Annotated in this window: 20 protein-coding genes and 1 tRNA gene; 17 read left to right on the top strand and 4 right to left on the bottom strand. The window is 55.4% G+C overall.

What is annotated here, in order from left to right; genetic code table 11:
- The first annotated feature begins 568 nt into the window (after nucleotides 1–568).
- The 5 genes from Q4D85_RS11915 to clpX all read left to right on the top strand — a co-directional run bounded on the left by Q4D85_RS11915 (nucleotide 569) and on the right by clpX (nucleotide 4970).
- Nucleotides 569–642: transfer RNA gene (locus Q4D85_RS11915), tRNA-Pro, on the top strand.
- 83 nt (nucleotides 643–725) lie between these two features.
- A complete protein-coding gene (tig, locus tag Q4D85_RS11920; protein ID WP_303200693.1) occupies nucleotides 726–2084 on the top strand; it encodes a trigger factor in 1359 nt (452 codons plus the stop codon).
- 134 nt (nucleotides 2085–2218) lie between these two features.
- Nucleotides 2219–2815 carry an ATP-dependent Clp protease proteolytic subunit gene (locus tag Q4D85_RS11925; RefSeq protein ID WP_303200695.1) on the top strand — a complete coding sequence of 199 codons (597 nt, stop codon included), beginning with the start codon at nucleotides 2219–2221 and terminating at the stop codon, nucleotides 2813–2815.
- Nucleotides 2816–2834: 19 nt separating this feature from the next.
- Complete coding sequence (locus Q4D85_RS11930; RefSeq protein WP_303200696.1) at nucleotides 2835–3461, top strand: ATP-dependent Clp protease proteolytic subunit; 627 nt, start codon at nucleotides 2835–2837, stop codon at nucleotides 3459–3461.
- Nucleotides 3462–3683: 222 nt separating this feature from the next.
- Nucleotides 3684–4970, top strand: coding sequence for an ATP-dependent Clp protease ATP-binding subunit ClpX (gene clpX / locus Q4D85_RS11935; RefSeq protein ID WP_303200697.1), 1287 nt, complete (start codon nucleotides 3684–3686; stop codon nucleotides 4968–4970).
- A gap of 72 nt (nucleotides 4971–5042) precedes the next feature.
- Here the strand turns inward: clpX and Q4D85_RS11940 are convergent, their stop codons facing one another.
- Nucleotides 5043–5822, bottom strand: a complete 780-nt coding sequence (locus Q4D85_RS11940) for a TetR family transcriptional regulator (protein ID WP_303200698.1) — start codon at nucleotides 5820–5822, stop codon at nucleotides 5043–5045.
- 421 nt (nucleotides 5823–6243) lie between these two features.
- Here Q4D85_RS11940 and Q4D85_RS11945 point away from each other — a divergent pair, with 421 nt between their 5' ends.
- Nucleotides 6244–7221: a malate dehydrogenase gene (locus Q4D85_RS11945; RefSeq protein WP_303200700.1), complete on the top strand. Its 978-nt coding sequence runs from the start codon at nucleotides 6244–6246 to the stop codon at nucleotides 7219–7221.
- A gap of 26 nt (nucleotides 7222–7247) precedes the next feature.
- Here the strand turns inward: Q4D85_RS11945 and Q4D85_RS11950 are convergent, their stop codons facing one another.
- A complete protein-coding gene (locus tag Q4D85_RS11950) occupies nucleotides 7248–7985 on the bottom strand; it encodes a hypothetical protein (protein WP_303200701.1) in 738 nt (245 codons plus the stop codon).
- Complete coding sequence (locus Q4D85_RS11955; RefSeq protein WP_303200702.1) at nucleotides 7982–8644, bottom strand: MerR family transcriptional regulator; 663 nt, start codon at nucleotides 8642–8644, stop codon at nucleotides 7982–7984. The genes Q4D85_RS11950 and Q4D85_RS11955 overlap by 4 nt, the downstream gene beginning before the upstream one ends.
- Nucleotides 8645–8761: 117 nt before the next feature.
- Here Q4D85_RS11955 and Q4D85_RS11960 point away from each other — a divergent pair, with 117 nt between their 5' ends.
- The 5 genes from Q4D85_RS11960 (at nucleotide 8762) to Q4D85_RS11980 (ending at nucleotide 15011) form a co-directional block, all read left to right on the top strand.
- Nucleotides 8762–11458: a valine--tRNA ligase gene (locus Q4D85_RS11960; RefSeq protein ID WP_303200703.1), complete on the top strand. Its 2697-nt coding sequence runs from the start codon at nucleotides 8762–8764 to the stop codon at nucleotides 11456–11458.
- Complete coding sequence (locus Q4D85_RS11965; RefSeq protein ID WP_303200739.1) at nucleotides 11455–12948, top strand: folylpolyglutamate synthase/dihydrofolate synthase family protein; 1494 nt, start codon at nucleotides 11455–11457, stop codon at nucleotides 12946–12948. Before Q4D85_RS11960 ends, Q4D85_RS11965 begins: the two co-directional genes overlap by 4 nt.
- Nucleotides 12945–13367 (top strand): DUF4233 domain-containing protein, encoded by a 423-nt coding sequence (locus Q4D85_RS11970; protein WP_303200705.1) that lies wholly within the window; start codon nucleotides 12945–12947, stop codon nucleotides 13365–13367. Before Q4D85_RS11965 ends, Q4D85_RS11970 begins: the two co-directional genes overlap by 4 nt.
- Nucleotides 13368–13384: 17 nt before the next feature.
- Nucleotides 13385–13795, top strand: a complete 411-nt coding sequence (gene ndk / locus Q4D85_RS11975) for a nucleoside-diphosphate kinase (protein ID WP_303200706.1) — start codon at nucleotides 13385–13387, stop codon at nucleotides 13793–13795.
- A 697-nt stretch (nucleotides 13796–14492) separates the two neighbouring features.
- Nucleotides 14493–15011 (top strand): hypothetical protein, encoded by a 519-nt coding sequence (locus Q4D85_RS11980; protein WP_303200708.1) that lies wholly within the window; start codon nucleotides 14493–14495, stop codon nucleotides 15009–15011.
- A 4-nt stretch (nucleotides 15012–15015) separates the two neighbouring features.
- Here Q4D85_RS11980 and Q4D85_RS11985 read toward each other — a convergent pair whose 3' ends face one another.
- Nucleotides 15016–15738 (bottom strand): anti-sigma factor, encoded by a 723-nt coding sequence (locus Q4D85_RS11985; RefSeq protein ID WP_303200710.1) that lies wholly within the window; start codon nucleotides 15736–15738, stop codon nucleotides 15016–15018.
- A 412-nt stretch (nucleotides 15739–16150) separates the two neighbouring features.
- On the opposite strand from Q4D85_RS11985, the gene Q4D85_RS11990 reads away from it, so the two are divergent.
- The 6 genes from Q4D85_RS11990 (at nucleotide 16151) to Q4D85_RS12015 (ending at nucleotide 24994) form a co-directional block, all read left to right on the top strand.
- Complete coding sequence (locus Q4D85_RS11990; RefSeq protein WP_303200712.1) at nucleotides 16151–19141, top strand: translation initiation factor IF-2 N-terminal domain-containing protein; 2991 nt, start codon at nucleotides 16151–16153, stop codon at nucleotides 19139–19141.
- A 169-nt stretch (nucleotides 19142–19310) separates the two neighbouring features.
- Nucleotides 19311–19616 (top strand): 50S ribosomal protein L21, encoded by a 306-nt coding sequence (gene rplU, locus Q4D85_RS11995; RefSeq protein WP_047262703.1) that lies wholly within the window; start codon nucleotides 19311–19313, stop codon nucleotides 19614–19616.
- Between the two features lie 42 nt (nucleotides 19617–19658).
- On the top strand, nucleotides 19659–19916 hold the full coding sequence (gene rpmA / locus Q4D85_RS12000) for a 50S ribosomal protein L27 (protein ID WP_047262702.1): 258 nt from the start codon (nucleotides 19659–19661) through the stop codon (nucleotides 19914–19916).
- An 89-nt stretch (nucleotides 19917–20005) separates the two neighbouring features.
- On the top strand, nucleotides 20006–20281 hold the full coding sequence (locus Q4D85_RS12005; RefSeq protein WP_303200715.1) for a hypothetical protein: 276 nt from the start codon (nucleotides 20006–20008) through the stop codon (nucleotides 20279–20281).
- A gap of 388 nt (nucleotides 20282–20669) precedes the next feature.
- Complete coding sequence (locus tag Q4D85_RS12010) at nucleotides 20670–22733, top strand: hypothetical protein (RefSeq protein WP_303200716.1); 2064 nt, start codon at nucleotides 20670–20672, stop codon at nucleotides 22731–22733.
- Between the two features lie 50 nt (nucleotides 22734–22783).
- A complete protein-coding gene (locus Q4D85_RS12015) occupies nucleotides 22784–24994 on the top strand; it encodes an Ig-like domain-containing protein (protein ID WP_303200717.1) in 2211 nt (736 codons plus the stop codon).
- The last annotated feature ends 87 nt before the right edge of the window (nucleotides 24995–25081 follow it).

Raw genomic sequence — 25081 nt, forward strand, 5'->3', positions numbered from 1 at the left:
CCCCCAAAACCACTGGTCAGCGTTTCACACACATTTTCCTGGTGAGAAAAACTCAATGGATGCAATTTCGGGAATTTTTCTTTTAATCCGTCAGGTGGCCTTGGTTGCATAAAGGGTTGCGCTAAATAGGGTTTTTAATTCCCAAAAGCGGCACAATAAAGGAGCGCAATCCATGTGGATTGACGTACTGTCGGGGGTGATAATGGGGGATAGTATGCGTGCTTACTAATGAATACCTAAGTGCCGTTTTTGCTGGTAGTGAAATTGCTTTTGGGGCTTCGGGTAGGTGGGGAAAGCTGGTCGCGTATCGCGTAGTTGGTGCGTTGCCTGCGGCGCTCTGTGTCATGCATATCGTCTACCTGGTAGTGCTGGTAGTGGTTGAGCTTTGTGTCGCTGTACTGCCGGGTTATTGCTGCGCTGCCGCGAACTGCGCTGCTCGCAAAAGTTGCGGGATTTTCCTCGCTGTGACCTGCGGATTAGGTAAAACGGGGGTTAACGTGGCAAGATTTCTCCTGTCGTTGAGAACGGCACACCCCATGTAAGGGTTTAGAATCCTAGTGGTGTATAGCGGGACGTGGCGCAGCTTGGTAGCGCATCTGCTTTGGGAGCAGAGGGTCGCAGGTTCAAATCCTGTCGTCCCGACAATAACCCCCGAGGAGCATAAATTGTCATGCACCTCGGGGGTTTAAACCAGTATTACCGCCGATAAAACAGGAGAGTAGCTCGTGAAAAGTTCCGTCGAAAAGCTGAACGATACCCGAGTCAAGCTGACCGTGGAGGTTCCGTTCGAGGAACTGAAGAACGAAATCGATCAGGCTTATCAAGCAATCGCTGCCCAGGTTTCCATCCCTGGCTTCCGTAAGGGTAAGGCACCAAAGCAGCTTATCGACGCCCGCTTCGGCCGCGGCGCTGTCCTTGAGCAGGTCGTCAACGAGGCGATCAATAACAACTACCCGAAGGCTGTCGACGAGCAGGACCTGAAGGTGTTGGGCACCCCAGAGATCGAACTATCCAAGTTGGAAGACGGCGAATTGATCGAGTTCACCGCTGAGGTGGATGTCCGCCCAGAGATCGAGCTGCCAGACTTCGCAGGCATCGCTGTCGAGGTTCCGGCCCGCAAGGTCGACGACGAAGCTATCGATGCGGAAATCGACAAACTGCGTGAGCGTTTCGGCGAGTTGAGCGACACCAAGCGCAAGCTCAAGACCAATGACTTCGCTATCATCAACCTCTCCGCAGCAGTAGACGGCAAGGAGATCGAGGAAGCTTCCGCCGAGGGCCTTTCCTACATGGTTGGCGCCGACGACCTGATCGAGGGCCTTGACACCGCACTGCGCGGCATGAAGACCGACGAGAGCGCTGAATTCACCACCACCCTCAAGACCGGTGAGCACGCTGGTGAAGAAGCAACCGTTACTGTCACCGTTGTTCAGACCAAGGAACGCAAACTGCCAGAACTCGACGAAGAGTTCGTTCAAATGGCTTCCGAATTCGACACCGTCGAAGAACTACGTGAGGCTACCTCCACCCAATTGGAAGAGCGTTCCAAGACCGAGCAGGCTGCAGCCATCCGCGATGCGGTACTCGATGCAGCGCTAGCGAAGACCGAGTTCGAGGTTCCGCAAAGCCTTATCGACGAGCACGCCCACAATGTGCTGCACGGCACCTTCGGCGAAGCCGCTCACCAGGAGCAGGTTATCGACGACTTCTTGAAGACCCAGGGCTCCTCGCTTGAGCAGTTCAAGGAAGAAGCTAAGGAACAGGCTGTAAAGACTGTTCGCAGCCAGCTCTTCCTGGATACCCTTGCAGACAAGGAAGAACCATCTGTCTCCAACGAAGAGTTCATTGAACACGTCGTCTACACCGCTCAGGCATACGGTATGCCGCCGGAGAAGTTCATGGAGCAGCTGCAAAACGCAGGCCAGATCGGTGCGTTGTTCGCTGACATTCGTCGGGGCAAGGCACTGGCTGCCGCTATCTGCCAGACCACTGTCACCGACGACGCCGGAAACAAGGTGGACGCTACCGAGTTCTTCGGCGTAGACGAAGCCGAATCCGAGGCGGAAACCGAGGCTGAGTCCTAATCCTCCTACCACTAAAAGCCCAGCGTTCATGCTGGGCTTTTAGTGTTTTAACGCTGTTAGCGAACAAAAGCGGATTTTGTGACGTTTCGTTGTATCGTTGACACCATCGACTTTTATCCAACAAGGAGTTTTTAATGAACGAACTGGTTAATTCGTCCGCATCAAGCGGGTTAAATTTGAGCGATTCGGTCTACGAGCGACTACTCCGGGAACGCATTATTTTCCTTGGGACGGCCGTCGATGACGAGATTGCCAACAAGTTGTGCGCACAAATCCTCCTTCTCTCCGCCGAGGATCCCACCCGCGATATTTCGCTGTATATCAACTCCCCGGGCGGTTCCGTCACCGCAGGTATGGCTATTTATGACACCATGAAGTACTCGCCTTGCGACATCGCCACCTACGGCATGGGGTTGGCTGCTTCCATGGGGCAATTCCTGTTGTCTGGTGGTACCAAAGGAAAGCGCTACGCGCTGCCACACGCCCGCATCATGATGCACCAGCCGTCGGCAGGCGTGGGTGGTACCGCAGCGGACATCGCTATTCAGGCAGAGCAATTCGCACAGACCAAACGCGAAATGGCGGAATTGATCGCTGAACATACCGGCCAAACCTTCGAACAAATCACTAAAGACTCCGACCGCGACCGTTGGTTCACCGCACAGCAGGCTAAGGAATACGGTCTGGTAGACCACGTTATTACCTCGGCGCAGGGTTCGATCTCTAACTAAGAATTACCAGGAGAACATTATGACTAACGGTATGCAGATGCCATCCGCGCGCTACGTGCTTCCATCTTTTATTGAGCACTCCTCTTACGGCACCAAGGAAACCAATCCGTATGCCAAGTTGTTTGAAGAGCGCATCATCTTTTTGGGTACCCAGGTAGATGACACCTCGGCCAACGACATCATGGCGCAGCTTCTGGTGCTGGAAGGGCTGGACCCAGACCGCGAAATCACCATGTACATTAACTCGCCAGGCGGATCGTTTACGTCCCTCATGGCAATTTACGACACCATGCAGTATGTCCGACCAGACGTCCGCACTGTGTGTTTAGGTCAGGCAGCTTCCGCTGCAGCTGTGCTTCTGGCAGCAGGTGCGCCAGGTAAACGCGCAGCATTGCCCAACGCCCGCGTTCTGATCCACCAACCGGCGACCGAGGGCGGTCGGGGACAGGTTTCCGATTTGGAAATCCAGGCAGCCGAAATTCAGCGGATGCGTACCATGATGGAAGAAACCCTCGCGCGCCACACCGGTCAAACCGCCGAGAAAATTCGGATCGACACCGACCGTGACAAGATCCTCACGGCTCAAGAGGCCATGGAATATGGAATTGTGGATCAGGTCTTTGATTACCGCAAACTCAATGCGTAATTGAATGAAATAATCCACCCGCCACGCCCCCAAAAGTAACCATTCTGGTATTTGGCGGCGTGGTTTTCTTCCATTCACCACGCCATTTATATTCCGCATGTCAAACTCGTCTGTCAGATCACGATAATGGACACAGACGGTGCTAGTGTTGGTGGGTAACTGCCCAGTTTTGTGGGCGCTGCTTTGTTTCACAAAGACTAAAGAAAGAGGCCACGTACTTTTATGGCACGCATGCAAGAAAGCGCCGATCTGCTGAAGTGCTCCTTCTGTGGCAAGAGCCAAAAGCAAGTGAAAAAACTCATCGCAGGTGGTGGAGTATACATCTGCGACGAGTGTATTGAACTATGTAATGAAATCATCGAGGAAGAACTGGGCCAATCCCAGGAATCCGGTTCTGAGGACTCCAACCGTCTGCCGCGCCCGTCGGAAATCTCAGCATTCCTAGATAAGTACGTCATTGGACAAACCGAAGCCAAGCGGATTTTGTCTGTTGCGGTCTACAACCATTACAAGCGGGTTCGTGCCGAGGAAGCACGTAGCATTAATCCCCGGCGAAACAAAGAAGAAGAAACCGAACTGCAAAAGTCCAATATCCTCATGTTGGGACCCACCGGTTCCGGTAAGACATACTTGGCCCAAACGCTAGCTCGGCTGTTGGACGTGCCGTTTGCCATCGCGGATGCCACCTCGCTGACGGAAGCTGGCTACGTGGGCGAAGACGTGGAAAACATCCTTTTGAAATTGCTCCAGGCGGCTGATTTTGATGTCCAGCGCGCCCAGCGGGGCATTATCTACGTCGACGAGGTGGACAAGATTTCCCGTAAATCGGAAAACCCCTCGATTACCCGCGACGTGTCCGGTGAAGGCGTACAGCAGGCGCTGCTGAAGATTCTTGAGGGCACAGTCGCATCCATTCCGCCGCAAGGGGGACGGAAGCACCCCAACCAGGACTTCATCCAACTAGATACCTCGAATATTCTGTTCATCGTCGCTGGCGCATTTGCTGGCTTGGAAAAAGTGATCGCGGAGCGACGCGGCAGGCAAGGCATTGGTTTTGGCGCGGATATTAAAACTAAGGAAGAACGCGACGAAATCGATATTTTCAAGGATGTTCGCCCTGAAGATCTTGTGAAGTTCGGACTCATCCCCGAATTCATCGGCCGGTTGCCAATCGTCGCTACCGTAACCAATCTGGATCGCGCTTCGCTGGTGCAAGTATTGACCGAGCCGAAGAACTCTCTGGTGAAACAATACGAGCAATTATTGGCTATGGACGGCGTTCAGCTGGTATTCGAACCTGAAGCGCTGGACGTGATCGCAGACCTAGCTCTTGATCGTGGCACCGGAGCCCGTGGCCTGCGGGCGATCATGGAGGAAATCCTGGTCCCGATCATGTACGACATCCCAGACCACGAGGACATTGAAGTCGTCATGGTTACCGCCGCAGCGGCGCGCGGCGAGGAAGCACCACAACTGCTGGATCGCGATGCCGTAGAGCAATCCGCTTAGTCTCACACAGATAGTGCCGCCCACCAGGTTCGACTCCGTGGTGGGCGGCACTATTTGGGCATTTCGTATGTTTTATTGGAACATGTCAGGGGAGATTTCGTAGGTGGAGTCTTCCTCGACTTCTAAAGCTTCGTTGGCGGTCATGGGGGAGAGATAGGAAATTTGGTCCCCCGTCTTCAAATGCGACGTCAGGAACGCCAAGACTGCGTCCACCGCCATGCGCGCCATTCCCTGGGTGTTGTTCTCATCCATCATGTCTATGTTGTATAAGTTGATGGTGGTATTGCGAACGGTGATGCGGAAGATCGCTAGAGAGGCGATGAGCGTAAAAACGTCCTGGGCGGAAATGCCGGGACGGAACGCGCCAGCATCTTGGCCAAGCATCAAAAGTTTATCCAGCTGGAGGGTTATGCTGGATTGGTCGACGATCGGCTGCGCCTCCACCAAGTTCGCGTACTGCATGAGGTTTTCGACGGCCAGCAACCGAATAGCTTCCGGGTTTGCCACATACCGGCTGAATACCGCCTCGACGATCTTTTTTACCCCCTCGACCGGGACGTCGGATTCCAATGCCATCTCTTCCATGGTGGGGCGCAGGCGATTGATGGCTAAGACGAGGCAGCGTTGGTAGAGGCCCCTTTTGTCGCCGAAGTGGTAATGGATCATCCGCTTGGACATGCCTGATTCTTTGGCGATTGTTTCTAGGCGGGCATCGTTAAAACCGAGTTCGGCGAATTGTAGAAGCGCGATTTCCAATACCGTTTCCGGAGTGATGTCGGTAGACTGCGGAGATTCTCCAGCGTGTGGGGAATCAACCGATTCTGTATCAACAGTATTGTTATTGGCGTCCATCACCCTTGAAACTCCTAAAGAAAACAACCGTAACGTAAATCCTCACCCAATAATGAGCCTTCCTAGGCCAAAGATAGCGGAATTTCCGATAAACGGCGGATTGGGACGGGCTGGAATGCCCATTTTGTGGGAAAGGGCAGGAGAGTGGGGGTGATCCTTGGGGTTAAGGTTGCCAAAGGTGGGAGTTAGATTCACCAGTTTTGTGGTATTTGGGGCCAGCCCGGATGTTTGTGTGATAAATCTCTTAAGTGCTTTTAACCTGGAGTTTTGTGATCTAGGGGGATCGTTGTTTCCGGTTGTGAGTTAGTCTGATAATAAGTGTTGAACGCCAGCCACAACGCCCAGATTGTCCGCGAATGTGGCAAGCGTTACGCGAGTCAATCGTTGTTGAGACTTTTTCCTCATAAGTTAAGGAGATTTCATGAGCCATTCCGTAAAGAAGATCGCCGTCACAGGTGCTGCTGGCCAAATTGCATATTCACTTCTCTGGCGTATCGCAAACGGCGATGTCTACGGTAAGGACACTCCCATCGAATTGCAGCTTTTGGAAATCCCAGACGCCATCGGCGGCGCTGAGGGTGTTGCAATGGAGTTGAATGACTCGGCATTCCCACTGCTGAAGAATATTGTTGTGACCGACAAGCTGGAGGAAGCTTTCGACGGCACCAATGCCGCCTTCCTCGTGGGCGCTAAGCCACGCGGCAAGGGCGAAGAGCGTTCGGATCTGCTGGCTGCAAACGGCAAGATTTTCGGCCCGCAGGGCGCAGCCATCAACGATCACGCAGCAGACGACATTCGGGTTTTGGTGGTTGGCAACCCAGCGAACACCAATGCTTTGATCGCCATGCACGCTGCGAAGGACGTTCCACACGATCGCTTCAATGCCATGATGCGCCTGGATCACAACCGTGCGTTGTCGCAGCTATCCGCGAAGCTCGGCTGCGACAAGAACGACATCAACGACCTCGTCGTGTGGGGTAACCACTCGGCAACTCAGTTCCCAGACTTGACCTACACCACGGTTGCTGGTGAAAAGATCTTCGACAGCCTGGATCACAACTGGTATGTGGAGGAGTTCATTCCACGTGTGGCAAAGCGTGGTGCGGAAATCATCGAAGTGCGCGGCAAGTCCTCGGCTGCCTCGGCGGCATCGTCGGCAATCGACCACATGCATGACTGGATTAACGGCACCGAACGCTGGGCTACCGCAGCCATTCCTTCCGACGGTTCCTACGGAATCCCTGAGGGATTGATCACCGGCTTGCCAACCGTTTCCCGAGGCGGCGCCTGGGAGATCGTGTCGGGTCTGGAGCTTTCGGACTTCCAGAAGGCTCGCATTGAGGCCAACGTGAAGGAACTCCAGGAAGAGCGCGACGCTGTTTCACACCTGCTGGGTTAATCTCAGATGAAATAGTCGACTCGGATTTAACACACGTCAGATAATTCGACGGAATCCGAGTCGACCCAGAGTAATACAGTTGTGACAGGAACCGACTGCGGCTTCTGCCACGGATAATGCGGCCGTACCACTCGTAATGGTTGTTTTAGTTGCAAGGCAACATTGGTGCCTTCGCTGGAACCTAGGACGAGGGTATCGGCCGTTATTTCATGGTCGTGGGCGTGGAAACGTCGCGACTCGTGCAGCTTCGCAATACAATCAAGCGGAATCTGGGCGATGATTTCCCGGTTGTGGCGGAGGGTTAACGTATTTACCGCAACGTAATGCGGGTGGGTTTTACGGCTGCCAAACGATGCCCACAAGATCACCACCGAGTAGCCGGAAATAACAATCAATAACAGTCGGATCGGACGGTGATCGAGCAACAGCTCCAGGGCGAGGATCTCAATCGCGGTCGCGGCGGTCAGAGCAAGCGGAATTTGCCACCAATTGCCGGTACCAAAAACCGGGAGTGCCCCTGGTGGAATGATCGTGCGCCCACGGATCAGCGCGGTGAAAGTTCTAAACATCTGCCATTCCGAGCGGAGGAGGCGCAGAACAATATGGTCGGGGTCGCGCCAAACCAAAAATAACCCCAGGCCACATTCGGCGCAGACGAAACACACAAGTGCGGCACGATGAGAAAACACCCCAGAGTGAACAAGCCACCATTCGGCAGCTATGAGCACGCCGGTGCCGATGAGCGTGAACAGTAGTTTTTTCACGGCGATCCTATCCGGTTGATGACGATGGCAGCCATGTGGTGTAGGAAGCGCTCTTGGCTAGGGGTTAACGAAAGCGCTGTTGGTGGCAGGTGAAGGTCACCGTTATGAAAGGTCTGCCAAAGATCCTGCATGATGGATTCGTCGATAAGCGTTGCGGCACGGTCGAAATCGGTATCGGTTAACTTCGGCCACAAGTCATAAAATTCCTGGGTGTTTGCCACGAGGTGGGGGTCGCTGAGGTTGCGGGCCACAACCTGCCACGTGTGCTCAGTCGCCACGCCGGAAAATGCCAGAAGCTCCCACATTTCGAATTCCGTTTCCGGCACGATGCGGCGCAGCTTCGTCGCCACCGGCTCGGGAATCCCAAACCCATCGGTGAGGTAACGGACAAGCTGGGCACGTTGGCGCTGAAGCGACTCGATCCGATTATCCAGCGACCGCAACGCTTCGTTCAGATCGATTGGTTGCGAGGCTGCTTCGATGGGAATACCTGCCGCAACAAGGGCACGAATCCGGACGATGGAAACAACATCGGCGATCCGGTATTGGCGATAGCCGTTTCTCAGCCGGGGCGGTTCGGCCAATGCTCCTGTTTGGTGGTAATGCCGGATGGCCCGGGGAGTGCACCCGACGATGGCAGCGACTTCGGAGATCCTCATAGTGTTAGTTCTAAACCATGACGGTGCGATAGGGTCAAGGGTCGGCCCAGCCTTGGTGGATTGCCGCTGGTGGCGGTGAAAGTGGAATTGGGGCTTAAAGTATCTAAGATGGTGGGCATGGCTGAAATGAATCGTGCAGATAAACTGCCCAAAAGTTGGGAACCGCAAGCAGTAGAAGAGAAGTTGTATCAACAGTGGGTCGACGGGGGATACTTTGTCGCCGATGCCGATTCTGATAAGCCAGCGTTCTCTATTGTGTTACCACCTCCCAACGTCACCGGGCAGCTGCACATGGGCCACGCCTTGGATCACACGTTAATGGACTGCATCGCTCGACGTAAGCGAATGCAAGGCTATGAGGTCTTGTGGTTGCCGGGCATGGACCACGCCGGAATTGCGACCCAGACAAAGGTGGAAGCGCGGCTGAAGGAAACCGAAGGGAAGTCCCGCTGGGATTACGATCGGGATGATTTCATCGCGAAGGTGTGGCAGTGGAAAGAGGAGTTTGGCGGCGCCATCGGCAAGCAAATGCGCGCCATCGGTGATTCCGTCGACTGGTCGCGGGAACGATTTACCCTGGATGACGGGTTATCCCGCGCGGTTACCACGATCTTCAAGCAGCTTTATGATCGCGGTTGGATTTACCGCGCGAACCGGTTGATCAACTGGTCGCCGATTTTGGAAACGGCTGTTTCCGACATTGAGGTTGTGTACAAGGACGTTGAGGGCGAGTTGGTGTCGATCCGCTACGGTTCGCTTGACGACGACCAACCGCACGTCGTGGTCGCCACCACCCGGGTGGAAACCATGTTGGGCGACGTGGCAGTTGCGGTGCACCCAGACGACGAACGCTACGCGGATTTGGTGGGTACCACCTTGCCGCACCCGTTTATTGCCGGGCGCGAGATGGTGGTTGTTGCCGATGATTACGTCGATCCCGAATTCGGAACCGGCGCGGTGAAGATCACCCCGGCGCATGACCCGAATGACTACGCCTTGGGCTTACGGCATGGGCTGGATATGCCAACCATCATGGACGCAAGCGGAAAGATCGCCGATACCGGCACCGAATTTGACGGCATGGATCGCTTCGAAGCGCGGGTGAAAATCCGGGAGGCGTTGGCCGACCAAGGGCGAATTGTTGCCGAAAAGCGCCCCTATATTCACTCGGTTGGGCATTCGGAACGCTCCGGTGAGCCGATTGAGCCACGGCTGTCGTTGCAGTGGTTCGTGAAGGTCGATGAGTTGGCGAAAATGGCGGGCGACGCCATCCGCAGCGGGGATACGGTTATTCACCCTAAGTCCGCGGAACCGCGGTATTTCGACTGGGTGGACGACATGCATGATTGGACGATTTCGCGCCAATTGTGGTGGGGGCACCGGATTCCTATTTGGTACGGGCCAGAGGGAGAGATCGTGTGCGTCGGGCCGGACGAGATTGCACCGGAGGGCTATACCCAAGACCCCGACGTTTTGGATACCTGGTTCAGCTCGGCATTGTGGCCGTTTTCCACCATGGGGTGGCCGGATAAAACCCCAGACTTAGCTAAGTTCTACCCGACATCCGTGCTGGTCACCGCCTATGACATCCTGTTCTTCTGGGTGGCTCGAATGATGATGTTTGGTACGTTCGCCGCCCAGCAGACACCAGAGGTGCTTGGCGAAGGAACCGACGGGCGGCCACAGGTGCCATTTACGGATCTGTTCTTGCATGGCCTGGTTCGGGACGAACACGGCCGCAAGATGAGTAAGTCGCTGGGTAACGGTATCGACCCGATGGATTGGGTGCGTGACTACGGTGCTGACGCGCTGCGCTTTACCTTGGCGCGGGGTGCTAACCCCGGTGTGGATTTGCCGGTGGGCGAGGATTCCGCCCAGAGCTCCCGTAACTTTGCCACCAAGCTGTTTAACGCCACCCGGTTTGCGCTCATGAACGGCGCGCATACGGGTCAATTGCCAGCGCGGGAAGAATTAACGGATGCGGATCGGTGGATTCTGGATCGGTTGGAGCAGGTCCGGGTAGAGGTTGATGATTACCTGGATCGGTACCAGTTTGCCAAGGCAAATGAGGCGTTGTACCAGTTCACCTGGGGTGAGCTGTGCGACTGGTATGTCGAAATTGCCAAGGTGCAAATCCCGCGCGATTTCGAAGCGGCAACCGAGACGGAACAGCGCCGCGGAATCACAACCCAGATCGTTTTGGGGAATGTGCTTGACGCCGTCCTGCGGTTGTTGCACCCGGCCATGCCGTTTATCACCGAGGTTCTGTGGCAGGCCCTGACCGATCAGGAGAGCCTGACCATCGCCGCGTGGCCGGACGCCGCGCTTACCAACGGCGGTGCGGCCGCCGATGAGTTGGCGGCCCGGCGCATGGCGGACGTCGAAAAGCTCGTAACCGAGCTGCGTCGGTTCCGCTCCGATCAAGGAGTAAAACCAAGCCAAAAGGTGCCAGCAGCGATCGACTTCGCGGCCGCGGATTTGGCGGACCAAGAAGAGGTCGTCCGATCCTTGGCCAAGGTGGATGTCCCGGCCGCCGACTTCGCGGCTTCCGCGACCATCGAGGTGCGGCTGAGCACCGCGACCATCGAGGTTTCGTTGGACACCTCGGGCACCGTGGATAAGGAAGCTGAACGCAAGCGGCTAGAAAAGGACCTGGCGGCGGCGCAGAAGGAACTCGACGGAACCACGAAGAAGCTGGCCAACGAGGCGTTTTTGAGCAAGGCTCCTGCGGCTGTGGTGGACAAGATTAAGGCGCGGCAGCAGATTGCCACGGAAGAAGTTGCCCGAATTACCGCCCGACTTGGGGAACTATAATGGATGAGCTCAATCTAGGGGAAGTGACCCTGGGCAACGGTGGGCTGAGTTTGCCTATCGACGCCAGTGGGGACGTCGAAAAGCCAGCACCGGTGGAAATTACCCCGGCTGACCTTGCCGCATTGGCGGAAGTCGAAGCGGAATTGGACACCCGGTGGAACGAAACCACCATCGACCCCACGCTGTCGCGGATGGAACTGCTGATGGATGTGTTGGGACACCCCGAGCGGGCATTCCCCGCGATCCATGTCGCCGGAACCAACGGTAAAACCTCCACGGTCCGCATGATCGAATCTTTGATGCGGGCGTTTCATCGCCGTACCGGGCGCACCACTAGCCCGCACCTGCAATTGGTCACCGAGCGCATCGCCATCGACGGCGTGCCGATTCACCCGCGCGATTACGTGCGGGTATGGCAGGAGATCAAACCGTATGTGGAGATGGCCGATAACGAGAGCATCAAGCAAGGCGGGCCGAGACTGTCGAAGTTTGAAGTGCTCACCGCGATGGCGTACGCCGCCTTCGCCGACGCCCCGGTCGATGTTGCGATCATCGAAGTGGGACTCGGCGGCCGGTGGGACGCCACCAATGTCATCAATGCTGATGTTGCGGTGATTACCCCGGTCGGGGTGGATCACACTGAGTACCTTGGCGATACCATTGAAGAAATTGCGGCGGAGAAAGCGGGAATTATCAAACCCCGGTGGGATCTGTCTGATCTATTATCCCCGCCCGACAACGTGGCGATTATCGGCGAGCAAACGCCGGAGGCAATGGCCGTGATCTTGGAACAAGCGGTGAAAGCGGATGCCTCGGTTGCCCGCAGCGGCGTGGAATTTGGAGTCACCGAATCCGCGATCGCGGTGGGCGGGCAAATGCTCACCTTAAACGGCTTAGCCGGTGAATACCCGGATATTTTCTTACCGCTATCGGGCGAGCATCAGGCGCGCAACGCCGCCACCGCGCTGGCTGCGGTTGAAGCGTTCTTCGGCGCGGGCCCAGGCCGCAGCTTGGACCTTGACACGGTGCGCGAAGGCTTTGCGACGGTGGAAAGCCCGGGCCGCTTGGAACGAGTCCGCACCGCACCCACGGTATTCATCGATGCAGCCCACAATCCGCACGGGGCCGCCGCATTAGGGGCCGCATTGGATCGCGACTTTGACTTCGGTCGCCTCATTGGTGTCGTTGCGGTGCTTGGCGATAAAGATGCCCGAAACATTCTGCTGGCCTTAGAGCCCTATTGCGCGGAAATCGTAGTGACGCAAAACACCAGTCCACGGGCGTTGCCGGTGGCGGAGCTGGCGGATTACGCGCAGGAGATTTTTGGGGAAGAACGGGTCCACGTCGCGGCAAATCTGCCCGGCGCCATCGAGCTTGCGGTGGGACTAGCTGAAGACACCGACATTCAATCCGGGGCCGGCGTTATTGTCACCGGATCGGTAGTAACCGCCGGTGAAGCCCGCACTCTGTTTGGAAAGGAACCAGCATGAGTAGTTCCGAAACCGTGGAATACGGGCCGTTGGGCCCAGGCCATGAACCCGTAAAAGACCCGATGAAGGGGTTGCGCGGGGTAATGGCGGGCGCGATGATGATGCAGTCGATCACCTTCTACTTGGTGCTCACGGTGATCCTTCGGGTCGATAACGGCGCGCATTGGACCACCTTCAACTGGGTGAGCGTGACAGCTTTGGCGACCGTGATGCTGATTATGAGCTTTATGCAAGGCAAACCCTGGGCGATCAAAGCGAATATTGCTATTCAGGTTCTCGCACTGTGCGGCTTCTATATTCACATCTCCATGGGAATTGTCGCGGTGCTATTTGCCCTGGTGTGGTGGTATATCCTCTATCTGCGCCGGAACTTATTGGAACGCATGAAACGCGGTTTGCTTACTACGCAGCACATGTAGGTATAAACTGATTAACCATGACTGAACGTACCTTGATTCTGATTAAGCCAGACGGCGTTGCTTCTGGCCATGTTGGTGAAATCATCGCTCGGATCGAGCGCAAAGGCCTCAAGCTTGTCGCATTGGACCTCCGGGTTGCCGATCGCGAGACCGCTGAAAAACACTACGCTGAGCACGCCGACAAGCCCTTCTTCGGTGAACTCGTTGAGTTCATCACCTCCGCACCGCTCGTTGCTGGTGTAGTGGAGGGCCCACGGGCTATCGATGCATGGCGGCAGCTGGCTGGCGGCACCGACCCAGTGGCAAAGGCAACCCCAGGCACCATCCGGGGCGATTTCGCTTTGAACGTTGCTGAAAACGTGGTTCACGGTTCGGATTCCGAAGAATCTGCCGCCCGGGAAATCAGCATCTGGTTCCCTAACCTTTAAAAGCCTCCTTAGCTGTCCCGCTGTTCGCTGCTTGATTGCGAACAGCGGGATTCGCGCGTTTTGGGGGCGTTTCTGAAGTTCCAGTGGCCCTGGAAATCCTTTTAGTATTCGCGTGATTCTGATAGTTCTGTTGGGGGTGTCACAAGCTGAATGCTTAATGTGGTGGCCTGGGGTTTGGTGATGGGGCAGTGACTTTTCCTGTACCGATTACCCCTGGGCTAGGCGTCACGGATCCCACTACACAAGAGCAGGCGGGAGGGGTGAATGTGCCCCAACTCGACTTATTCGTCTCCCCGGCCACGAAATCAGCCGCCGATTCGCGAAAAGGTCGAGATGGCCCTCCGAAGTCGGTAGGACCTGACTCGTCTAACTGCATGCTTTCCATGTTTTAAGTCCCGGGAACTCCAGTATTAGGGCGATGTATCTTTGGGCACTAGCTCGCCCGCGGTTTTTAATCGTGCTGAGGGCAGTGAGATTTGCGTGGTGTGGGGTGCTGTGAACGGAAGGTGGGAGGGGTAGTGGTGAGTCAATCGATTGGCGGAGGGAATCCAATAATGTAATGCTTATCGTCGATTTGGCCAATATATAGTTGTGAGTTAAGTTATTCTCAGTTTAGTTCTGGTTGTTTTGGTGGGATTTGCGCAGCTAACCTGCAAAATCCGCGCGAGTGAAGCCATCCGAGAGGAGGAAAGTGGATATGGAGGCGAACACAGTGACGACACCACGCCGAAAATTCGATCCGGTTGCGGCTATCGCTGGTGGGGTGTGGCTGGCATTTGGGTGTTCCACCCTGCTGCCCGTTATTGCCAATATCGCCGCACCAGTGACTCAAGCGGGTGCGTTGGCGATTTGGGTTTTGTTCTGTGTCGTCTACATTCTCGGATTTGGCTTCGATGGCTATAACCATGGAAGTAACCGGTGGGCGATCGGTAACGTGACGGTTCTGATGGGACTTGCGCTTTCCCTCTGGGGGTTGATCGGCGACGTCGCGATCATCACCGTCACCTACATCACGGCCGCATTCATTTTCGCATTGCCGCAGATGCTGGCGTCCATCAGTATCGGTGCGGTAATCACCGTGACAACCAGCATGTTATGCATGGTCTATCTGCCAGACGTTGGCCGGTTTACGATCTTGCCGCTCTGGATCGCGTTTTTCTCCGTCTCGCTGGCTCGGTGCGCTGTGGAGTTTGGCCGCGAACGAAGTCTCGCGTAGCGGATTAAAGGCCGTAATCCACAAGGATGCCGCCGGTAGGGGCCTCGCTGCCGGTCTCGGGCTCTTCGCTGAGCATAATGCGAGTGGTGCCAGGCGCGGCGGGCATCCACGTTCCGGTTTCCGAAGGGGTGACCATCCCGGCCGAGGACACCACACCCTCGTGATTCGTGGTCCACATCTGAATGCCAATACCCGGTGGTGGGGTGGGGAAGCCGGTGACAAATAAGCCAGCGTGCCCCATTGAAGCTGAGGAGTGAATTTCCCCTTTAGCCCCATAGACATCAATGATCTGAACCTGGGCATCTTCGGCTGCCGTTATCGCCTCAAGCGTTACGGCCTCTGGCGCGGGTTCGGAAATAACCTCAGTTTCGGTGACTTCAGTGACCTCCGTGTCGGTCGGTATCGGGTCGACAAAAGTGATCGGAGGAATCGACACTGGTTCAGGCTGCAACTGGGAGCTCAGCTCCGCAGCGGCCTGATCGTCGTTTCGCATTTCTTCAAAGATATATAAGCCACTACTTAATGCGAGGACGCCGCAGGCAGCCGCTATCGCGAACCACAGGTTGCCCCGATTGGGCTTAGTGGCAGGCACGGAATCGTCAGCGGTACCAGCTTCGTTGGGCTCTGAAGCGGCTTCGGATTCTGGTTCGTTATCGGGTGAGAAGAGCAAGGTGTGTACCAGATCATCGAAAACGGGGGTGTCACCATTTCGGTGCGGTTCCTGCATGCTCTCACCCTTTCTTAATTTACATACCAGGTAAATATTAGTTGTAGCAGGTTGCGCGGAAACCATGTCGGAGCGATCCCCAAACACTACCCCCGGAACGAATAAAATTGATGCGAATATATCACTATCCGGTGAAGCATTCCGCCCCGCAACTAGCCCCATTGTGGGACGTGGAAAGCTAGAACCTGAGAAAACCACACAGTTTTCATTCGCAGACACGGCAGATAGTGGTTTACTGCATAAGCTAACCGCTTTGTGAAACAATGGGATGGTGCGTGCCCAAGAGGAAAATCACAAAAATGCGTTGGCACCACACACAACTTCATAGTCACAAACCACAACAGAAGCATTTTGCGAGGCTGACTTTCAGGCGCCCGAAATGCTTGTAAAAAACCTATGCCAGGAGAACATAATGGCTGACATAACTACATTTGATCGCAGTGCGCTCGGCGAAAAAACCCGAGTGCACGTTCTAGCAAAAAACGTGGGCTTAAGCTCCAAAGAACTGATCGCCGCCCTCGCCGACATTGGGTTAAAGAAAGTAGCCCAATCCAATCTGTCCCGCGAAGAAGCGGAAAAAGTCTTAGACGCATTGGCGGCAGCACCAGTACCTGAAGAAGAAACCTATACCGATGAGGAAAAGCTGCGGTACCGGGTGGAAAAGAACGTCGAAAACGAAATTAACCAAATTGAACAAAAGGTTGAGCGTGAACTAGCGGAACAAACCGGCGAACCACTCGCAGAGACCGAGGACGACGAAAAAATCCGCCACCGGGTAGAGAAAAACGTCGAGAACGAAATCAACCAGATCGAACAGAAGGTTCAACAAGACATCGCCGACCGGCTGGATCGTGGCCTACTAAGCGAATCTGACTCGGACACAAACGCGCCAGGTACGACCGCCACAGACGCAGCCGCTACAGATGTCGACGCAGCGGATAGCGATCCAGCCGATGCGCCAGAATCCATTACCCAAGCAGCATCAGCACCGGATTTCAGCCTCATCGATGATGAGGAAGAAGATTTGGTCCCGGTCATCACTCCCGCACCGCGCACCGTGGGCTTTAGTATGCCGCTATTCGTCGCCCCAACCGTCGACAGCAACGATGATGACGACTACGACATGGAGTACTACGGCTCGGCGGAGGACGAAGACGACGCCACCGACGATTCGGCGCCACGCAAACGCCGCCGGGGCCGCCGCGGAACCGGGCGCGGTGCAGGGAAACCTGAACCTGTGGACGAGGACGACCAGCCGATCAGCGAGCCGCTCGCGCTCAAAGGCTCCACACGATTGGAAGCACAACGCAGGCGTCGGGTGGAGATGCGCGAAGAATCACGCAAAAAGCGCCATATCGTATCCGAAGCAGAGTTCTTGGCGCGCCGGGAATCCGTTAATCGGGTAATGGTGGTGCGGGAACGCGAGCGCACCGACCACCCGGGCATGGTCACTCAGGTGGGCGTGTTGGAAGACGACATGCTTGTCGAGCACTTCGTTACCTCCGATACCCAATCGTCGATGGTGGGCAATATTTATCTCGGCCGGGTACAAAACGTCTTGGCATCGATGGAAGCGGCGTTCATCGACATCGGCAAGGGCCGAAACGGCGTGCTGTATGCCGGTGAAGTGGATTGGCGCGCAGCCGGTCTGGGTGGGCGTAACCGCAAGATCGAGCAAGCGCTCAAGTCCGGCGACCAGGTGTTGGTGCAGGTTGCTAAAGACCCGGTCGGGCAAAAAGGTGCGCGGCTGACCACCCAAATTTCGCTGGCGGGTCGCTATCTGGTGTACGTGCCGGGCGGCAAATCGGCCGGGATTTCTCGGAAACTACCCGCGCCGGAGCGCAAGCGACTGAAGTCGATCCTGCGCGATGTTGTGCCTAACGACGGCGGCGTGATCATCCGCACTGCCGCCGAAGGCGTTTCCGAGGAAGCCATTGCTGCCGACGTCAACCGGCTACACAACCTGTGGGAGCAAATCCAGGAGCGCACCTCGAAGGAAAAAGAATCCAAAGGTGCAAAACCGGTCACCATGTATGAAGAACCAAACATGCTGGTGAAGGTTATCCGCGACCTATTCAACGAGGATTTCTCCGCGCTGATCGTGGACGGTAAGCGGGCATGGAACACCGTGCACGCCTATATTCAATCCGTCGCGCCTGATCTGCTCTCCCGACTCCAACGTTTCGACCGGTCCGAACATGACGGACAGGACGCGTTCATGGTGCATCGGGTCGACGAACAGCTCAAGAAGGCGCTCAGCCGCAAGGTGTGGTTGCCGTCTGGCGGCACGTTAGTGATCGACCGCACCGAAGCGATGACGGTTATCGACGTGAACACCGGTAAGTTCACCGGCCAGGGTGGCAATCTGGAGGAGACCGTCACGAAGAATAACTTGGAAGCTGCGGAAGAGATCGTACGCCAAATGCGGCTGCGGGACTTGGGCGGCATGATCGTGGTCGATTTCATCGACATGGTCTTGCCGGAAAACCAAGACTTGGTACTGCGGAGGCTTACCGAGGCGTTGGGCCGGGATCGCACCCGCCACCAGATTTCGGAGGTGACCAGTCTCGGCTTGGTGCAGATGACCCGGAAGCGATTGGGCACCGGCCTGCTTGAGACATTCGCCACCGAATGCGAAGAATGCGGTGGCCGGGGTGTTTTGATCCACGAAGACCCCGTCGAGCAGCGCGACCCGGCTGCCCCGCGCGGCAAGCACGGCGTCTTGCACCAAGACCCCACCCGCCACCCGGCGGTGGTTGCCATGCATACCGCAGACGACAAAGAAGACGGCATCGAAGAAGCGGAACCAGAAGTGTCCGCGAAGCCAGAGCGGGAAACCGAAACGCCTTCCATCGAAGAGCTGGCAGCTGCTGTGATCGCGTTGCCGGAAGAACCTGAGGGCACCAAGAAGAAAGCTTCCAAGTCCCGGGCTACCAAGGCCGATGAAGCGTTAGCGGACGTTGGGCCGGACACCTACGAACAGGCTCTAGCGGAATTTGAGAAGTCGCCACGTCGGAAGCGGAAGACACGTGGAAATTCCGTCTCGGATGTTCGCCCGCGCCCCGAGGACTTCCAAACGAAACCCGCCGCTACCGAGCCGCCAGCGGTGCAGGAAGATTCCGATCCGGAACCACAGGCTACCGCGGTTTCTCAGGTGGAGGAGAGTCCGCATGGGCGCAAACGCCGACGGGCGGTGCGCAAAAACGCGCCGGAAACGGCGCCGGTGGAACGTCGACAAGCAACGGGCGGAAAACGACGGCGCATCGTGCGCAAATCCGCAACCCGCGCGGTGCATGACGGCGAGGTCAGCCAGCAGAAACCACAATCGGATCCGGAGCCAACCTCAGCCGACGCTACCCCTCGCGGTCGGCGACGCGCCGTGCGGCGGGGCACACGGAAATGACGCAGTTTGTCTTTTCTATGCATTAAAGGGTAGTCTTTGACAGTCGCTGTTTTAAGCAAGATTCGCCGACCGCAACTGCTTAAAACACAATGAAAGTAAACGTTAGTTCCATCGGGTGAGTCATGAAAGCCTCGCCCGGTCCTGAGAATAGATAAGGGGTAGCCCTCGTATGTACGCGATCGTCAAGACCGGCGGCAAGCAGTACAAGGTTGCCGAAGGTGACCTCGTCAAGGTCGAGAAGATCGAGGGTGAGCCAGGTTCGTCCGTGGCTCTCACCCCGGTTCTGCTCGTCGATGGCGCAAATGTTACTACCAAGGCAGAAGACCTCGCTAAGGTGAAGGTCACCGCCGAGATCGTTGAGGCCGTTAAGGGTCCAAAGATCAAGATTTTGAAGTACAAGAACAAGACTGGTTACAAGAAACGTCAGGGTCACCGTCAAAAGCTGACCGTGCTGAAGGTAACTGGCATCAAGTAAGGCTCACCGGCCTACCTAAAACCCAAAAGGAGGGAAACCGAAATGGCACACAAGAAGGGTGCATCTAGCTCCAGCAACGGTCGTGATTCCGAGGCCAAGCGCCTTGGTGTTAAGCGATTCGGTGGCCAGCGGGTCAACGCCGGCGAGATCCTCGTCCGCCAGCGTGGCACCAAGTTCCACCCAGGTGAGAACGTCGGTCGCGGTGGCGACGACACTCTGTTCGCTCTGAAGCCAGGCTCTGTGCAGTTCAGCATCAAGCGTAACCGTCGCACTGTGAACATCGTTCCAGTAGAGGCATAAGCCACTTTTTTAAAAAACCGGCCCAATTTCTCGGGTCGGTCTTTTATTATGTGTAAGATCCATGTGTTAAATCTCAGGAGAATCACAACATGAAGAAACGTATCGCAACCGCACTGTGCACCGCAGTGGCTGTTTCCGCGCCGATCGTGGCCCCACCCGCTTCCGCTGCACCAGCGGTTGCCGTCCCCGGCGTAGTGCAACAACTTGCCGCTGAAGAATCTGAAACTCCTCAGATTTTCCACACTGAGCGCCAAAGCAAAACTCTTCGTACGATTTTGATCGTATTCGGCATTATCGTTGGCGTTTTGGCCTTCATTTCAGTATTTGCAAGCCGCATTCTTGGATTGTTCGGTATCCGCTTCTAGCCGAACGACGATTGCTAATTATCCCCACGGTCTCGGTTTTCCGCCGGTGCCGTGGGTTTTGCTTTTCGACGTTTCCAGCGCCGCCAATATGCGAAAAACTTGGTTTCATGGCGTGTTTATTCACCGCGGAGCGATAACCGAATGGTATCGTTGGGGGGTTAGACGGGGGTGGTGTATCAACAAATGCATAAAGAGTGATTTTAGTGAATGCATAGGTGATGCTTATTTTTACTTAAGCTCAATGTGGTTGCGTTTTTGCCTGAAATCCATGGAAAAACGGCGCCGTTACCTGTGTGAAAAACTCTAATTGCGTCCCGTTAGCGCCGATTGTTTAGTGATTTTTAAGGTTCTTCCTGTAATAGAATGTTAATTTCAACTTATATTATCAATGGAAGAAAATAATAAGGAGGTATTATCGGCGATGTTTGGTATTCGAAACCTCGCAGTAGTCATGGCTTCCGCACTCGGTGCGGCTATCCTTACCACCCCTGTAGCTGGAGCGGTAGAAGCTTCGGAAAAAATACCGATGGATTGTCACTTTAAAGTAGGCTCCACTGAGTCCTTTGCTTCGTCGTTAAATGGCCGATACGGCGCAACGCGAGGCTTGGAATTCAAAGTTACTGCTGATGCGCCAAAGCAAGTGACGCTCGGGCAACCAGTAACTTACAAGATCAAAGCTGCTGATGCGGTTATCAAGGACCCACAAAGTATTGGAATTTTCTTCACATCGCCATTAAAATTCCAGAACTTTTCCCAAGGACGCATGTCCTTTCAACTGCCCGAAGGCGTCGACAACGTTGACGTGACTCCGTCGTCGCCGGTAAACGGGGTTTCCGTTTCAAAGGTCGGTTCCGCGATTGAAATCAAAGGGGACGCCGTAACCGACAGCATTCCAGCATCTGAAGATGCAGTGGAACAGATTAAACAGCTGGCGCCGGGAGGTATGGCGGGAGAACCTGGCGACAAGTCATTCCACATGGCTGCGCCGGAGTTTTCCTTCACATTCACACCAACTAAAGTTGGCCAGTATCGTCCGACGCTTAAACAATTCTCGGTTCCGGTAAACCAAATTGGTTTCGCTGCCGAGAATGCCTTCTTCACAGCGATGGCAACAATGACATATGAGAAGAAGGAATTCAATACTCTTATCCGATGCGCACCAAACGGAAACGTGACGCTGCCAGCGGTAGAAGTGGTGTCGGACGCAAATGCCGTGGACTCCGTGACCCTGACTGCGGAACCGAAGACTGTAGAGAATGGTCAAAAGGTTACCTTCAACGCCACTGCGCTGAACGACCAGCAGCAGCCGGTTGCTGGTGCGCCAGTGACCATCGAAGTTGGCGATGAGAAATTCGCTGGTGTAACCGGTGCCAATGGTATTTTCAGTCACCAGTACCAAACCACCAAGATTGGTACGTTAAGTGCAATCGCCAAGGTTGGTAACAAGGCATCGCAGCCTGTACAGGTTGAAGTAACCAAGCCAGCGCCAGTGGCTAGCGAAATCGTGCTCAGTGCTGAGCCTGCCGAGGTTATCAGCGGCAAGGACGTGGTCATCACTGCGCAGCTCAACGACAATGAGGGGCAACCATTCGCGGCCGATTCCATTGAGATGCGCTTCGATCGCGGTGACCGCGTCACGGTTCAGCATCAGCAGGATGCCCCGGTTGGCCAGTTCGTTCATACCTTCACCACCGATCGCGTTGGCGACATTCGGGTTGATGCCTACTTTGGCTCCCGTCTGACCAACCGCATCGATGTCAAGGTCAACCCTAAGCCTGCCGACGTCGTAAAGTCGATCATTGTAGCCCCCGAATCCCAAACCGTGAAGATCGGTAGCGAGGCAAAGCTAACCGCGACTGTTTTGGCCCAGGACGACTCAAAGATGAGCGGACAGAAGGTAACTTTCGAGGTTGACGGGAAGTCCACACTAGCCCAAGAAGGGCCAAACGGTAGCTACAACTTCACCTACCCTGCTACGAAGCTCGGCGAGAAGACCATCACTGCAAAGGTCGAAGATAAGTCGGCTGAGGCGAAGGTTTTGGTCGAAGAAGAAGACTCCAAGATCGTGGAATCCATCACGCTCACGCCGCGCAAGACCCCAATCCAATTGGGTGAAACCGCAACAGTCGAAGCGACCGTGACCGCGCGCGACGGCTCCAAGATGACTGGCCAGGACGTGAAGTTCACCTACAACAACAAGGCTGTGCGCGGCACGGAAATGGACGGTGTGTATAGCTTCACGTTCTCACCAACCACAGCAGGTGACCATACCGTCCTGGCATCGGTGTCCGATAAGACTGCAACTACCACTGTCGTTGTTGCCAATGAATCGCAAAATGGCGGCAGCGTCGAAGGCGAAACCATCTGGAAGATCGTCGCGGGTGTTTTGGGCACAGGTTTCTTCGGTGGCGTAATCTACGCGATCCTGCGCTACTTCAAGTTGGTTCCGTAATCGTTGGTTTGTTAACCGAATACACTTCAACAGATTTTTAAGGAAGACGTATGTCGATACTCAAGAAATTCATGACGGCGGTAATAGCGCCGGTAGTGGGGGTAACAGCCATCGCGGTTCCGGTGGCTGAAGCCAAAGAAACAACCATTGGTATTCAATTCACCTGTGATATTAAGACCGCTGGTCTCGGCAGCTTCGCGAGCCAAGCCGATGGTCCCCAGAAAAAAGACGGTTTCGTCTTTAACTTCACGGTTGATGCACCTGATGCAGTTCGCCCGGGGCAGGAATTTGATTACACCCTTAAAGGCGGATTCGTTGGACTCGGCAACCCATTCAACGTTGGTCCCGCAACGGTGAAACTGACCACCGTTGAACAAGCCCGACTGTTGGTAAATCTGCCGGACAACATCGATTTCCTGGATGTCAACCAATCCGGCGGACAAGATGATGTCACCGTAGAACGGTTGGAAGCCACCAACCAACTGCGGATCGGCGGCGACGCTGATACCGACAAGATAGACGCCAGCAAGTCCGATCAAATCAATCTGGCCAAAGACGGTGAGAAGCGTGGCATGGTTGGCCGAAACCAGGGCGGCAAGATCGGCTTTGATTTGCCAACCATCAAGGTTCGGGCACGGGCCAAGGAAAAAGGCAAAATTCAGCCGACTACACCACTGGTAGCTGATCCCGGCAAAGCTGGATACCCCGCGAAGGACTCGTTTGTCACGTTGATCGCAGCTGTTGAAGCGAAGGCTCCGATTGTGGGAACACTGAATGCTCGGGCACTAGTGCGTTGTACCCCTTCTGATTTCAAGGGTTTCCCTGCGGTTGCCGTTGAAGATGGCGGCGACCCAGCTTCGGTGAAGAACATTGCGATCACCGCGGAGCCACAGACTGGGTTCCAGGAAGAAACCTCGCAGTTTACGTTCTTGGCAACCGATGCTGATGGAAAGCCAGTACCACTGATCGATATGGAAACCGTGATTGCCGGTGAACGTCAGGTACTCACCACCGACCGGCAGGGCGTTGTTGTTCGTCGTTTCACTCCGGTGCAATCGGGGCAAATCGAGGTGTCAGCGTCGGTTGGCGATGTAAAATCAGCACCGTTTAATTATCAAGTAGATGCCCCGTTTGGTGTTGAAACTGCGACCGCACAAACCGCCTTTAGCTGTTACTTAACGGCGGATAAAGAAGGGGCTGCCTTAGGTCGCCACGTTGATGGTCTGCATGGTTCTATCGCTGGTGCCAAGACTAACCCAGACTTTAAGCTCGCGGTTGAGACGGAGTACCCCAAGAATGGCCGGGTCGGCGCGCCACTGCGCTATGTGATCCGGAACGTGAACTTCGACTTCAAGTCGGTACACAACAACACCACCGCTGTGAAGACCACCTACAACGATGTCAGCCGGGCCCGGTTGGCACTGGACTTCCCGCAGGGGGTTCAGATTGAAGGTAATGCTTTGAATGATAGCCGTGCCATTGTTTCCGGTGGTCTGGACACGGATTCGATCGATCCAACGAACCGCGCGCAGATCAAGAGCGAAGCTGATGGTGGTGCCACCGGCACCGTCGTTGGTGAGCGGGTGGTTGGTTCCATCGGTCGCAGTGTCTTTGTAGTAACGCCAAACGCCGAAGGTGAAATGCGTCCGACGTTCCCGGTGGCAGCGGATATTAATGCTAACCAAGCTGTAGATTCGTTCTTTACCTTCAACACCCGGATCAATTTCTTCCAGGCAGGTTTCTTCTCGGACAGTGATGACGTGCATCAGGTTATGGCTCGTTGTGCCCCAGACGCTGGTGCTGAGCAGCTTCCTGCCGTGAATGTTCTCCCCGCGATCGGTAACGTTACGGTCGAGGGGCCAGATTCCTTGAAGGTTGGCGATGACACCGGTGAGTACACCGTCACCGTGACTGACAAGAACAACGCGGTTGCTGCGAACGAAGCGGTCGAGGTTCGGATCGGTAACGAGATTGTGAAGGGTCGCACTAACGACGAAGGTAAGTACATCTTCAAGTTCCAGCCGAAGGAAGCAGGCCAGGTTGCTATCGTCGCTCAGGCTGGCGGCAAGGAGTCCGCACCGAAGTTGCTTGATGTCAAGGGTGAGAAGGGCGGCACGGGCGGTTCGTCCTCATCTTCCTCCTCTGACTTCTCCGGAAAGACCATCTGGCAAATCCTCTCCGGCATCTTCACCGTGGGAATCCTGGGTATCCTCGGATGGCTTGGGCTTGTGAATTCCGGCGTATTGCCAATTCGCTTCTAACACGCCACCGATAGGGGCGGGGTTAAGTGTCTGCTAAAATCTAGCTACTTAACCCCGCTCTTTTTCTTTTCGTACTGGAAGGCACTT

It is taken from the genome of Corynebacterium sp. (assembly GCF_030532965.1).
Classification (GTDB): Bacteria; Actinomycetota; Actinomycetes; order Mycobacteriales; family Mycobacteriaceae; genus Corynebacterium.